9 protein-coding genes are annotated in these 14,191 nt (G+C 63.8%); 4 read left to right on the top strand and 5 right to left on the bottom strand.

The features are described from left to right. The first annotated feature begins 60 nt into the window (after positions 1–60). Positions 61–2,247, top strand: a complete 2,187-nt coding sequence (locus tag LRS12_RS01035; RefSeq protein WP_257842892.1) for a TonB-dependent receptor domain-containing protein — start codon at positions 61–63, stop codon at positions 2,245–2,247. 219 nt (positions 2,248–2,466) lie between these two features. Here LRS12_RS01035 and LRS12_RS01030 read toward each other — a convergent pair whose 3' ends face one another. Beyond that, complete coding sequence (locus LRS12_RS01030; protein WP_257842891.1) at positions 2,467–4,428, bottom strand: sialate O-acetylesterase; 1,962 nt, start codon at positions 4,426–4,428, stop codon at positions 2,467–2,469. Continuing rightward, entirely contained in the window at positions 4,428–7,550 is a 3,123-nt protein-coding gene (locus LRS12_RS01025) for a TonB-dependent receptor (protein WP_257842890.1), read from the bottom strand. The genes LRS12_RS01030 and LRS12_RS01025 overlap by 1 nt, the downstream gene beginning before the upstream one ends. Positions 7,551–7,789: 239 nt before the next feature. Here LRS12_RS01025 and LRS12_RS01020 point away from each other — a divergent pair, with 239 nt between their 5' ends. Then, positions 7,790–8,491: a sialate O-acetylesterase gene (locus LRS12_RS01020; RefSeq protein ID WP_257842889.1), complete on the top strand. Its 702-nt coding sequence runs from the start codon at positions 7,790–7,792 to the stop codon at positions 8,489–8,491. 470 nt (positions 8,492–8,961) lie between these two features. Here the strand turns inward: LRS12_RS01020 and LRS12_RS01015 are convergent, their stop codons facing one another. The 3 genes from LRS12_RS01015 to LRS12_RS01005 are packed head-to-tail and all read right to left on the bottom strand — an operon-like array spanning position 8,962 to position 12,053. Then, the gene (locus LRS12_RS01015) at positions 8,962–9,306 is read right to left on the bottom strand and encodes a PDZ domain-containing protein (protein ID WP_257842888.1); all 345 of its coding nucleotides are present in this window, start codon (positions 9,304–9,306) and stop codon (positions 8,962–8,964) included. A gap of 60 nt (positions 9,307–9,366) precedes the next feature. Then, a complete protein-coding gene (locus tag LRS12_RS01010; RefSeq protein ID WP_257842887.1) occupies positions 9,367–9,975 on the bottom strand; it encodes a redoxin domain-containing protein in 609 nt (202 codons plus the stop codon). 20 nt (positions 9,976–9,995) lie between these two features. Further along, positions 9,996–12,053 (bottom strand): protein-disulfide reductase DsbD, encoded by a 2,058-nt coding sequence (locus tag LRS12_RS01005; protein WP_257842886.1) that lies wholly within the window; start codon positions 12,051–12,053, stop codon positions 9,996–9,998. Between the two features lie 92 nt (positions 12,054–12,145). Here LRS12_RS01005 and LRS12_RS01000 point away from each other — a divergent pair, with 92 nt between their 5' ends. Further along, a complete protein-coding gene (locus LRS12_RS01000) occupies positions 12,146–12,832 on the top strand; it encodes a response regulator transcription factor (protein ID WP_257842885.1) in 687 nt (228 codons plus the stop codon). 29 nt (positions 12,833–12,861) lie between these two features. Beyond that, on the top strand, positions 12,862–14,172 hold the full coding sequence (locus LRS12_RS00995; protein ID WP_257842884.1) for a HAMP domain-containing sensor histidine kinase: 1,311 nt from the start codon (positions 12,862–12,864) through the stop codon (positions 14,170–14,172). Positions 14,173–14,191: the final 19 nt, after the last annotated feature.

The raw sequence follows: 14,191 nt of genomic DNA, 5'->3' as shown, positions 1-14,191 counted from the left end.
CATGCCGCTCATCGCGCTGTGTGACACATCGAACTTACATCATTCAGAAAAGGTAACTACATGGCCGCGCTGCATCTTCTCGCCTGCGCCTCATCGCTTGCGATCGCCGCTCAGACTGCAACGCCTCCAGCGCCTCAGCCCTCCCAGCGCCCGGTGCCGGCGCGGGAAGCCGATGGCGAGCGTGGCCGCGAGGTCGTCATCACCGGTCGGCAGGAGGCCACGCGCACTGAGGCCGACCGCACCAGCTATGACGTCTCAAAGGATCTGCAGGTACAAAGCGGCACGCTGGCCGACGCCCTGCGCGCGGTGCCGGGTGTCGAGGTCGATCTGGAAGGCAGGGTCAGCCTGCGCGGCGATTCCGGGGTGACCATCCTGATCGACGGGCGCCCCGCAGCATTGCTGCGCGGGGAATCTCGCGGCGACGCATTGAACTCGATGCCGGCCGGGCAGATCGAGCGGGTCGAAGTCATCACCAATCCCTCCGCCGCGATGAGCCCTGAGGGATCGGGCGGTGTCATCAATCTGGTGACCCGGCGCACTCGGCCCAATGCGCGTTTTGCCACCGTGCGCGGCAATCTGGGTACGATGGGACGCGGTAGTCTGAGCGTGAATGGCGCGGTGTCGGGCAAGAAGCTGACGCTATCCGGTGATGCGGCCTATCGCCGCTTTCGCGGCGAGGCCGATGGCGAGCTGGACCGCGTGCGCATCGGCGCGAGCGGAGCGGCGGTGACGACGCGTCAGGAATCGGAGTCGAAGATGACAATGTCGATGCGTGCGACACGGCTCGCTGCCGACTATAGCGTCGATGCGAACAACAAGCTGACCGCGGAACTGGCCTATCGCGGCGGTCAGCAGGATGTTCACCGGGTCGATGCGTCGGTCAGCCAATTGGCGTCTGCAGATTTCGATCGCGTTGCCGACATGTCGATGAAGATGGACAGCCTCAGCGGTCGCGCCGGCTGGCGTCGGACGCTCGCCGGCGCCGGGCATGAACTGGCCATCGATTTCGAAATCGAGCAATCGCGCCAGCGTCGCCGCATTGACGGGGTCACCGACTATGCCGCCGCATCTACGGTGTTCGAGCAGATCAGCAATGAGGTGGACCGCACGGATCGCGAGGCCAAGATCGACTATAAGCGTCCGGTCGGCGAAAACGCCACACTCAACCTCGGCTATCAGGGCAATTTCAGCGATTCCGACAATGACTTTCGCGGAGCGCGGGGGCCGAGTGCAGAGGCGCTGACGCCGGTGCCGGCGCTGACCAATCTGTTCGGCTTCGGACAGAATGTGCACGCCTTTTTCGGCACGTATCAGGTCAATTCGGGCAAGTTCGAGGTGCAGGTCGGACTGCGCGCAGAACAGGTCGAGCTCGATATCGACCAGCGCACCGATGCCATCCGGGTCGCGCGCGATTATTTCAAGCTCTACCCGACGCTCCATCTCGGCTATGAGTTGAACGCTGCCGAAAAACTGCGCGCAAGCTACAGCCGACGCATCCAGCGACCGTCGGCCCAGGACTATAATCCCTACACCATCTACCTCGATCCGCTGAACCTGCGTCGTGGCAACCCCGACCTGTTGCCCGAGATCACCGATTCCTTCGAAGCATCGTGGCAGCGGCGCAAGGGGTCGACCTTTACTGCGCTGACCGGATTTTACCGAACATCGCGCGGCGGCGTGACCGATATCGTGCAGGATCTCGGCAGCGGCGTGTTCCTCAACACGCGTGCCAATCTGGCCACGTCTGATCGGGTCGGGGTCGAGGCGGTCGTAAATACCAATCTGACCAAGAAGCTCAGCGTCAATGCGTCCGGCACCTTCCTGTGGAACGCGATCGACCCGCGCCAGGTCGGCGTCGGAAGCCGACGTTCGGGCACGACCGCGACGGCGCGCGCGAGCCTGTCATGGCAGCCGAACGACAAGGATTTCGTCCAGCTGAGCGGGAATTACTCGGGCCGCCAGCTGATCGCGCAGGGCTATCGCGTGATGGGCGGAATGTTCAACATCGGCTATCGCCGCAAGATCGACGACAAGCTGAGTGTGACCTTCACGGGCCAGAACATCCTCGACACGGCGCGGCAGGAAACCGTGATCGACACGCCGATGTTGCGCGATCGCATCCGACAGACCGGGGTCGGCCCGATCCTGTTCGTCGGCATCACCCGTACCTTTGGCAGCCAGGGTGGCCGCCGCCGCCCGGAACCGGCATTCGAGTTCGACCAGAACCCGGCGGGTCCGATCGGATGAGATGACCCCGCTTTCGAGGTCTGCTTCGCCGAAGGGCGCGGATAGTGGCGGTCGCGGATCACGCGCCGCCGCCCGGTTCGAAACTCATGTCGTCGAGGTCATCCGCTTGCCTGCGGCTTGAAGCCGCCGCAAGGCTGCGGTGTCGGCCAGATTCCACAGCTCTAACCCCCGCGAACGGATCGTCGGCACAGAGTCGTCTCCGCAGCGCGAGCCGACAGGTCAACGATCCCTGATCGCGATGCGGAACGGCGTAAGCGGCAGTCCGGACCGCGCATAGAGATTGACAGGCGGGCTGCCCTGCCAGGCATAGCGAACCTCATGCGCGGGCCCACCGTCGTCGAGCACTGTAATCGCGTCGCCATCGACGGTGGCACGGGCGAAGCGACAGCTGCCGCTTGCGTCGCACAGTTCGAAGCCGGTTGGATCGACTGCCCCGGTCACGGCGAGCCCTTCTGCTGAGCGCAGAGTGATCGCGATCCCGTTGGCGGTGCGGTTGGCCCGGACCGGCTGCGGGGCGGAGGGGACCACGCGGCGATAGGCGACGCGCAGCGCCTCCTGAGCCATGCGCTCACCGACCACATTTTTGTGTGCGGGATGAATATCGTCCGGAATGCCAAGGTCGATGGTTACCGCAAGGCCGCTATTGGTATCGTCGTTCGCCACCAGCCGCTGCGCCTCACGCAGTCGTGCCCAGGGGGCGTCGACCGGTCTAATGCTGCGCGGGCCAAAGCCGGGAAGCTGAACGATCACGACGGGCAGCGACGGATCGCCGAAATGCGTGCGCCACGTCGCGCGCCATGCGCGCAGTGATTGCGCATAATCCGCTGCCCGACTCGTGTTCGATTCGCCCTGATACCAGGCGATGCCGCGCAGCGCGGTGCCGCCGAGCGGGGCGATCATCCCGTTCCACGCCATCGCCAGACCGCGCGGCATGCTCCACGGGACAGCTGGCGGCGGTTCGCGCCAGTCGGGCTCGGCGGTGCCGCGGCGATAGCGCCAATCGCCTGCCAAGGGCTTTCGAATGCCGCCCGGCAGCGCCAGGACGAGTTGGCTGGCCGGGCCACCAAAGCCGCCGCCGCCCATCTCGTCGATCACCCGTACCGCGATGCTGTTGCCTCCGGCGCGAAGCAGCCCAGCAGGAATGCGATAGCGGCGCAGTTCGCCAGCAACGAGTTGCGCACCGACCGGTACGCCGTTGATCCACACCCGGTCGCGCTCGTCGATCCGCCCGAGCTGGAGGGTGATGTCCCTTGCATCGCCAAGCTCGGCTTCGGTCAGTGCGATGTGCGTCCGGAACCACATGATCCCGTCATAGCCGCCCAGGCCCTCGATGCCCGATCGCTCCCAATAGCCGGGCACGACGATACTGTCCCAGCTGCGGTCATCGAACCGGGGTGCAGCCCATGCCGCTCCCGCCGATCCCGGATCGACCCGTTCGGCCCAGGCATCGGTGGCATTCACCACTGCGGCCAGTGCAGCGGTCGGGTCACCGGCATAGCGCTCGAGCAATCCCAGGTGCTCAGTCGAGATACCAGACGCCCTCAGCGCCGCTGGCGACATCCAGTCTTCGATCGTCGACCCGCCCCAGGCGGCATGGATCAGGCCGAGCGGCATCTTTGGATCATGCTTGAGAGTTTCCCGCGCCATATGCCAGCAGGCGGCGGAAAAGCCGCCGAGATTGTCCGGTGCCGCGCGTGACCAGGCGGTCTCGGGAACGATGTCGCGCGCCGAGACGGCGCTTGCGGTGCGCTTCAGCTTGAGCAGACGGATCGGCAGACCCGCACTCTCCCGGGCGGTCCGTTCCGGGTTAGCGCTGCCCGACACGGGCAGGTCCATGTTCGATTGGCCCGAACACAGCCAGACGTCGCCGGTCACCACATCGTCCAGCTGCAGCGTGCTCCCACTCGCGGCGCGGACCAAAACTGCGCCGCTCTCGCCGCGCGCGAGCGGAGGAAGGCTAACCTGCCACTCGCCTTCTGCGTTCGCCTGTCCCCGCCCCATTGTCCCGCCAAAAGTGACCGTGACCTCTTCCCCCGGCTTTGCCCCGCCGCCGCGAAACGATGCGGGCTTGCCGTGCTGAAGCACCATATGGCTCGCCAGATGCGGCGCGACGCTGAGCGGCCCAGCGACGGCGGGTGTCGCCGTCAGCACGAGCGCGAACGCGACATAGCGGGCGTCCATCAGAACTTCACCGTCAAACTCAGCGATCCCGTTCGCCCATCGAAATCGGCGACGCGGTTGAGGCGCGGATCGCCCTCATATTCCTCGCGGCGCGAATTGGTGATGTTGTACACTTCCAGCCGCAGCTCTAGCCACTTGGCCGGCTTGAGCGCGCCCGAGAAATCGAGCTGTCCGCGCGGCCGCACGCGGCTGGCGCTGCCGGTGAAGGTCGATCCGCCCGCCAGCTCAATCTCCGACGCATGGTTGTACGCCATGCGCAGCTGGACGATGCGGTTCTCATAATAGCCGATGATGTTATAGGTGTCGTTGGCGACATTGTAGAGCTTGGTGCCGTTGGCCCCGCCCGAGCGGACACGGGTATAGTTGAACACGCCGCCGGTGTTGCGCAGGAACCCGGGCAGGAAGTCGAAGCGCTGCTGGATCTGGAACTCAAGGCCATTGACCGTGATCGCGTCGGGGTTGTTCACGATCTGGTTGATCGTGATACGCTGGTTCGCGGTCTCGATCGGGTTGCCCTGATTGATCCGGCACCGGCCCGACCCGTCGATAAACAGCGGGCCAAAGGTCTGCCCCTCGATCGTGAAGCTCTGTCCGGCGGGGCAGAAATTGTTGAGCGTAACGATGTCGTTGGCCACGCGCTTGTTGAAATAGCCGAGCGCGATCACGCTGCCGGGGCGGTTGTACCATGAGACGCCGAGATCGAACGCGCGCGAGCTGCGCGGTTGCAGGCCGAAGCGGTTGACGTCGATCCGCACCGCACTGACCGTATCGCCCGCTTCCGGATCGACATCCTCGAGGATGCGGGTCGGGGCGGGGCTGAATTCGACCAGATCGAACGCTTCGAAGGTTTCGTAATAGGCCGCGCGCGCCACCAGTTTCGGCGTGATTTCATAGACGAGGTTCGCCGACGGCAGCCACGCACTGTACTTGCCCGTCGCAGGTTCGGGAGGGAGGAAGTAACCCGGCCGGAAATCGGCCTGGGTGAAACCGAGTGCGGTGTAGAATTCGAGCGCCTGGTCGCGGGTAACGCCCGACAGGTTCGACCGGACATAGCGCATACCGATATTGCCGCGTAGCGGGATCCCCTTCCACTGCTCCAGATCGAACTTGGTCATCGCGAACAGCTCGAGATTATCGCGTTCGGAGTTGAAGTTCTGCCCCTCCACGCGGTTCAGCGGGAAGCGCTGGATAAACCCGGTCAGCGAGTTGCGCGGCGCCAGTGCTAGGATGTTGGCATAGGTGATCCGGCTGCGCGCCGCCGGGGTCAGCTCGGGGAAGAATGCGGCCAGCTGGGCGGCGGTGGGTGCGAAGCTGACGCCGGGCGGAATGGTGCCGATGACCGGGTAGATCGCCGCTTCGACATTGGGAATATTGAGCGAATAGAAATTGCCGAACTCGGCCCCCGGTGCGCCGCCGCCGAAGAAGGTGCCGCCAGAGGTCACCGCGTCGTTCAATTTGAAGATGTTGTTGGTCAGGTTGTTGAGCTGCGTGCCGATATTGGCGTTTTCCTGGAAGGTCTGATCCGCCGTCTCGCGCTGATAATAGGCGCCGACCTTGACGCTGGTGAACGGGCCGAAATCGACGAAGCGCTCCACCTTGAAGTCGGCGGCAAGCATGTCGCGCTTCACGCGCACGCCATTGCCGCTGGCGGTGAATACGACGTTCTGCGGGCGGATCGAGTTGCGCGCCTGGATCGCGTTGCCCGCGCTGACTGTGTAGGTACCATTGCCGACGTCGAGCAGCGCGCCCGGCACGGTCAGATCGAACAGAAAGTCGTTATAATTGCCAAGACCGGTGTTGATGATCGCATAGGCGCCGTTGCCCGCGTCGTCGATCCCGTCGCCATTGGCATCGGCGCGGCCGGTATTGGGCTGGATGCGCTGTTCGTACAGGAACTCGCGCCGGTCGCCGACCGCCTTTGACCAAGTGCCGACGAAATCGACCGCCCAATCGTCGTTGCGGAAATTGACCTGCGGATAGATCGCCCAGCTCTGGTCGATCGACGGGAAGTTGCGGTTGCCGATCGGGATCGCAAAGTCGCTCGCCGCGATTTTGTTGACGACATAGACATTCTCGACCGACCCGTTAGAGCCGCGATCGAACGTGCCGAGCGATACCGGGGCGGACAGCGGCGTGACGATGCCGGTGGCATCCTGCGGGAAGGCGATCAGCAGGTCGAGATTGGCGTCGGACAGGTCGCGGCGGGTGAAGATGCCGTCGACGCGCGCCTTCAGTGTATCGGAAATCTCCCACTCCATCCCCGCGCCGCCCGACAGGCGATAGCCCTGATTGGTCTGCGAAATCTGGCGCACTTCAGACGGGAACACGACATCGTTCGGCACACCGCTGGCGTCGGTCGCGGGGATCGCAAAGGCCGGATTGCTTGCTGCGAGCTGGTTGAGGCGGGCTTGAGTGAACGAGGTATAGGAGTTCACCCGGATCGTGTCGCGGCGAAAGCTCTGCTTGGCGTAGGACCCGGTGGCATAGACCCCGAAATTCGGCGTAATGCGCTTAACCGCCGAGAGGAAATAGCCGGGATTGGCGTCTTCGGTCGTCTCCTCATATTGCAGCTCGGCGCGGGCCACGAAGCCCTCCTTGCGCGACAGGGCCGAACGCAGGCGCAGGTCGACGTTTGAAGCCAGGCCACCCGCGGGGATCTCGGCTGTGAACGACTTGATGACGTCCGCGCCGCTGAAGATCGCCGCATCGAAGATGCCGAACGGATTCCCGTTGCCGCGGGTGCCGAAGGTTGGTGTCGCGACACTCTGCCCCATCACCGTCGTCTTGGTGTACTGGCTGGGAAGTCCGCGCACGCTAATCGATGCATCGCGACGGTCGGCCGAGCGGTTGATCTGGACGCCGGGGATGCGCTGCAATGCCTCACCCAGATTGAGATCGGGAGTGCTGCCGATATCATCGGACGAAATGCCGTCGAGAATGACGTCGGCCTTGCGCCGGATGTCGAGCGCATCCTCGAGCGATGCGCGAATGCCGGTGACCACCACCTCTTCTTCGACCGCTTCGTCTGGTGGCATTACGTTGGTCTGCTGTGCGTAGGCGGAAGGTACCAGCGCCGTTGAACCGAGCGCCGCGAGCCTGATCGCGAGAGCCAATTTCTTCATGCCTTCACTCCCCTAAAGTATATGATCCGATCTGATACCGGTGTCATTCGCATTTATGGTTCTACGGCCTGCGAACACCGCCTGTTCCACGTCGTCCGATGGTATCGCGGCCGCTCCGCGAAAATTGAGTCCTTCCGATCAATCCCGTCGCCCATCGCTGACGACGGATGGCGGAGTGGATTGTAGGACAACTTTGTCGCGGCGCCATTGCGACCATAGTCGTAGCCGCGCTGCGCGTTGTGTTCCCCCTCGCACCATTCGGGCTCAAAGGTGTCCTCTGGTATCAGGGGGAGAGCGACACGCACCGGCCGGAAGGCTATGCGCAGCGCCTGACCGCACTCGCCGCGAGCTGGCGCAAGGCGTTCGATCAATCGCTCCCGATGATCGTCGTGCAGCTCCCGCCGTTCGACCCGTCGCCGCGCACGCCGCCCGGCCATTGGGCGCAAATCCGGGAGGCGCAACGGCGCTTCGTCGCCGACGACCCCGCCGCCGGGCTGGTGGTCCAGATCGATCAGGATAGTGCGACCGACCTGCATCCTGCGAAGAAGGCTGTCGTGGCGGAGCGCGCCGCGGAACGTGCGCTGTCCGTGGCCTATGGGCGCGGATACACGCAGTCCGGCGCGGAGGTGCCGCGCATCGCCAAGGCCGGACGCACCCTGATCCTGGACTATGGTATCGGTGACCGCCTGACCGCGTCGGACCATCGGGCCGTGCGCGGCTTCGAGCTCTGCACCGACCAGTGTGTTGCCGTCCCTGGACGCCTTACCGGCCGGCGCAGGATTGAACTGACGATTCCCGGACCTGCTGCACCGCGATACCTTCGCTATGCGTGGTCCGATGTTCCGCGCGCAGATCTGCGCGCGGAACACGGAGGACCGTCAGGACCGTTCACGATTTGCCTCCACGGCGACGCGATGGGGGCAGGGGTGAGCTGTCGTTGAGCGTCGCGCCAGGATCGACGTTAGAACCGCCTTCAGCGACCGCGAAGCAATTGGTTCCGGCAATGTCCGTTTTCGTAGCTGCGGAAACCAGGAGCGACTTCACAGAGGCACACGTGGCACGCTGAGTCCGCCTCGACGGTTTCTTGGATCCCAACCCGACTGCGCCATGTGTAACGGACATCCTCACGCGGTCCTGTTGAGGATAGCTTCCACTCAAGAGGTGGATGCGAGCGAAGCTAGCCCACAAGTCCATAAACAGCAATTAATACTATTATAGTAACTGCCAAAATCAATCCATGGTGCTTCTGCTTTTGATTCATTGCAAATACTCTTATGTTATATGACCGTACTGCGAACTTCGAGTGAAGTATCTTGGATGTGCAACGCGTTCGGCTGGCCGAAGCCTTCCGGTCAAAACGCGCAGTCGGAGATCAGGCATTCTCTTCAGATCGATTGGGCTGCTTCCAAATTTAGCCCGGCGGCGGCAGAGCTGGACCGGCCAACTGAAGGATCTCTTTCCCTCGCTTGACTTTGAGGGTGATTGTATCCCCTGCCTTTGTGTTCTGCGCATGCTCCTGCACCAATTCACGGCTGATCGGCTTGCCGCCGAGCTCAAGCACTATGTCACCAACCTTCAGGCCCATGGCCGCCGCCGTTGCGCCGGGGAGCACGGCCATCACCTCGGCCCCTTCGGGATGTTCCTTCAACTGGATGCCCATGTTCACGGGCCCGGGCGTTTGCGCGCTGACATGCCCAGGTGACAGTGCGAAAGCAGCGCCAGCGGCGAAAAATGCAGCGAAATACAGCCTTTTCATGGTCTCTCTCCGTTGTCTGATCGATTGCTGGTGGGGGGGGGCGAGGGGGTCCTCCCCTGTTCAGGCCTTGGCGTATTTGACGTTGCAGCCGTACGGTCTGCTTGTCGCCACGGACACCGCTTTGCCGGCTTTGAGTTCCGAGAGCGCTTCCAGCACGTGGTTGCGGGCACCCTTGATATCGGCTGGGTTAGGAGTCGGTTTGTCATCGATGCCGCCCGCGTAAACAAGCGTCCCCTTGGCGTTGATGACGTACATGTGCGGGGTGGTTTTGGCCTCGTAGCGCTTGCCCACCACGCCGCTGGGGTCGAGCAGATAAGCCGCCGGCTGAGCCTTGGCGCTTGCCATGAAGGCTTTCGCCTCGGCGCCATTCATGGGACCCTGTTCGCCAGGGGCACCGGAGTTGATGCTGAGCCAGACGGCCCCTGCCGCTTTCGCGTAGGCCTGGGTTTTTTGCATGTTGCCGCTTGCATAATGTTTTTTCACAAACGGACAGCCGGGGTTATTCCATTCCAGTACAACTAGCTTGCCTCTGAAGTCTGAGAGCTGGACGGCGCGGCCGTTGGCATCGTTCAGCTTGAAGTCCGGTGCGGGTTTACCGATGACCGGGGCGGCCGAGGTGGGAGCGACCATGACGGCGAGAGCAGTAAAAGCGGTGAGCATCTGCTTCATTCTTACATTCCTTTCCAACTTCAACTGACCATGGACACAAGCCGCGAGGAGGTCAGAACCTGCGGCAGGATCTCGGCCGGTTCGCCCGGCCTGTAGTAGAGGTAGAGCGGCACGCCTGAGCGGCCGTGTCTTTCGAGAAAACGTCCGATTGCGGGATCGCCGCGGGTCCAGTCGCCGACCAGCACCGCCACACGGTTCTTGGCGAATGCCTCGGCGACTTGCGGGCGCTCGAGTGCGGCTTTCTCATTGACCTTGCAGGTCACGCACCAATCGGCGGTGAAGTATACGAAGACAGGACGCCGCTCCTCCTGGAGGCTGGCAAGGCGCACCTCGGTGAACGGCTCGGGCCTGAGCACGCCCCGATTGTCGGCGACCGCGGGGCCAGTGGCGACGGTAGGAACGAAGGCCAAGGCCAGGACGGCGGCAAGCGCGGCAGGCGCCAGCGGCCGCCAGGCGCGGGGGCTCCCCTGTCGTTGTCCGACCCACCATAAGGATAGCGCGAGCGCCATGGCCGCGACCAGCCCGAGCGCCATCCCGTCCACCCCCGCCTGCCGCCCCAGAACCCAGGCAAGCGCGAGCGCTGTGAGGAACATGGGCACCGACATCACCCGTCGGAACCGCACCATCCATGCACCCGGTCTGGGCAACCGGCGTCGGAGCGCAGCTACGTAGGCTAACAGCAAGAACGGCAGCGCCAAGCCAAGACCAAGGCCGCCAAAAATGACGAGGGCCAGCGAGGTGGGTAGAACGAGCGCGGCTCCCAGAGCGGCGCCCATGAAGGGCCCGGTGCAAGGCGTCGCCACGAACGCTGCGAGCGCGCCTGTCCAGAACGAGCCGCCGATTCCGCCGCGCTCGGCCAGGTGGGTGCCTGCAGTCAGAGCGGGCAGCTCGAAGAGTCCGGCCAGATTGAGCGCGACGGCGGTGATCAGCAGGAGGAGCACCAGAATGACGCGTGGATCCTGAAGCTGGAAAGCCCACCCCGCAGCTACGCCCGCCGCCCGCAGGCCGAGCAGGGCGGCCCCGAGCGCGAGACAGATCAGCACCGCTCCCGCAGTATAGGCGAGAGCATCCCGTCTCGCGGCGCTTTCATCTCCGAACGCCTTGGCGAGCCCTATCGCTTTGAGGCTGAGAATCGGAAAAACGCAGGGCATGATGTTGAGCAACAGCCCGCCCAGGACCGCGCCCGCCAGTGCGAGGAGAATAGTGAACGCATCTGGTATTTCCTGATCTTGCGTCATTGTCGGCAGCGTTCGAACGGAGGTCGGTCCGGGCACAGCCCTCAGCGACAGACCGTTGCCGTCTCCCAGCTTCAGAACCCCTTCGACGGCGTCGAGTTTACCGGGATTCGAAGGCGCGTCGCTTTCGACAATCAGTGCGCCATTCGCGCGCGAGAAGGTTTGTTTTGCTGCGTAGGCCAGAACCCCGTCGGTCAGAGGGTAGAAATATGGCTCACCAGGCGGCAGCGTCGACGGAAGCGGGATTGCAAGCCGTATGCGGTCTCCGACGCGCTCGAAGCGCGCTGGAGTGCCGAGTGGCTTGGGAAGAGCTTGACGGAAGCGATCGAATTCGGCCCGGGCGGGAACATCGGCACCGCGAGCGCCGACCGTCAGGTCGAGCGCCAAATCGGCGCTTTCAGGTACGCACACCTCCTTGGTGCACACGAGATAGTCCAACCGTCCCTTGATGGGCAGTGGCGTCCCAGGCGCGAAACCGTCCGGTACCGTAAGCTGGAACAGGAGTGCGTGCGGACCCTCGTAAACATAGTTCATCAGGCCGCCGACCAGGAGCTGGCTAGGCACGGGATAATCGAGGGGGCTGGCGACCACGCCGCGCGGGATCGTCCACGTGACCACAGGCTTCATCCCGCTATCGCCGGGATTCTTCCAGTAACCATGCCATCCCGCCTCGGGTGTCATCCGGATCGCGAGATCGGTGGTGCTCCCCGGGGGCGGCGCAGCCGTCTCGGCGATGAGTTCCGTCACAATGTGCTTCTGCTCCGATTTCGGAGCCGCCGCGGCTGGCGCCGACGAAATCACGCTCAGGATGGTTGCGATGCAGAGGATCAGGGGGCGGATCATGGCCCGACCTTATTCGGCGCAACTGACAACAAGCTGCCCTCGTACGGAATTTCGTGTCAGGTTGGCGTCAGCATGCTGACATAGGAGCGAGCATGGCCGATTGTTCGCGGATCCTGCTTGTGGAAGACGACCCCGCGCTTGCGCGCGAGATCGTGCGTGCACTGGAGCGTCACCACTGGCCGGTGGACCACGTCGCTTCGCTCGGCGATGCGTTCGAAGCCGTCATCCAGTCGCCGTATAGAGTCATCCTTCTCGACCGACGACTGCCGGACGGAGACGGGATCGGACTCATTCCCGCGGCGAAGTCGCGGTTTTCGCCGCCCTCGATCATCTTTCTCACCGCTCGCGACGATCTTGCCGATCGTGTGGAAGGGCTCGACGCCGGCGCGGACGATTATCTGGTCAAGCCGTTTGCGCTGGAGGAGTTGCTTGCAAGGCTCCGGGCCGCCTCCAGGCGCTTGCCTCAGGCGGATCGACCGAAACCGATCGAGGTCGCTCAACTCTCATATGATGCACATACGCGCGAGGTGCGTGCGAGAGGCCGGGCCGTTGCGCTCCCCCGCCGGGAACTTGCTCTGCTTGAACTCCTCGTGCGCCGTGCTGGCCGTGTGGTCCAGAGGGCGCATCTCGAGAACGAGGTCTATGGCTTCGATGTGGAAGTATCTGCCAATGCCCTGGAAGCGCTGGTTTCGCGGTTGCGCCGTCGCCTCGAAGACGAGCAAGCAGGAGTGGAGCTCCGCACCGTGCGCGGCGTCGGCTACATCCTTCAGCCGTGTTGAGACGCACACCTTCACTCGCGCTGCGCGCCGTGCTTACCTTCACGGCGGTCTATATCGTGGGCGTCGCGGTCTATTTGGCAATTATCCTCTTGGTCGACGATCCCGGTCGCGACCCTGCCAGTCACACGGGTCCCAGGATCGCGGTCGTTCACGCCGCGAATGATCTGGTTTCAACAGATTCGGGTTTCCGGATTCAGCCCGACGGCGATTTCGCGGCGATGGCGTTACGGAACCCGGCGATGTGGCTCGTCGTCGAGAGCGACGCCGGGCGCTTCTCGTTTGGACCGGTGCCGGAGCCGGTCGTTCGTGCCATCGAGCAAGAGGCGCTGCTCATCCAATCGACCCGCTTCTATGTTCCGGGCATCGAGCGTCCGCTCGCAAACGCCTTCGCCGAGCGGCGGCGGATCGGCTCCCAGGATGCTCTGTTGGTGGCTGGAGGTGTGGACCCGAGCACGATTTCAGCCTGGGACACGCTGGGTGCTCGCTGGAGTGAGGGTATTCTAATTATCCTGGCCCGCGCGGTTGTTGTGGCGGTCGTGGCGATGCTGTTTGCGCTGCCGATACTGTCACGCGCGCTGCGGCCGCTTGCTACCCAAGCGGCATCCATTCTGCCGCAGGAGCCGACGCAGCGGCTCGACGAGAAGAAGGCGCCGCGCGAACTCCTGCCCCTTGTCCGCGGCTTCAACGCTGGGCTCGAGAGGCTCGCGATTGAATTGCAACGGCGCAAACGCTTCATCGCGGATGCCGCGCATGAGCTGCGGACTCCTCTCGCCGTTGTCGCGCTGCGCGTGGAAGCACTGGGGGACGATACCGCGAAGCAGGAGCTTCGGCGAGGGGTCGAGCGTCTCGGGCATATTGTGTCGCAGATGCTCGATGCCGAGAGGCTGTCGCTGTCCGGCCGTGAGCGTTCGCTTGTCGATCTCGTCGGCATTGCCCGAGATGTTGTGGCGGACCTTGCCCCTGCCGCGATCCGGGCAGGCTACGATCTGTCGCTTGAGGCGCCGGACGCGCCCACGATGGCGAGCGGCAATGCGCACGCCATATCCCGCGCGCTTACTAATCTGATCGATAACGCAATCAGGCATGGCGGCGGCGAAGGACACATATGCGTGCGGGTTCGTGCCGATCGGACAATCGACGTGACGGACGAAGGGCCCGGCGTCCCGGAGGCGTTGCAGGACCGCTTGTTTGAGCCCTTTTCGCGTGGGAGACAGGACGCCGAAGGGTGTGGGCTAGGGCTGCACCTCACGCGCGAAATCATGTCTGCACATGGTGGGAAGGTTTCTTTGTGTCTGTCGCACCAAGGAGCGTGGTTCAGGCTCGAGTTTCCGGAGCCGTAGTGGCGCAGGGCGCGCGAAC

Origin of the sequence: Sphingomonas sp. J344, assembly GCF_024700005.1 — a bacterium.
Classification (GTDB): domain Bacteria; phylum Pseudomonadota; class Alphaproteobacteria; order Sphingomonadales; family Sphingomonadaceae; genus Sphingomonas.
Note: the sequence above shows the minus strand (reverse complement) of the source record. Positions and strands in the feature narration are given on the sequence as shown.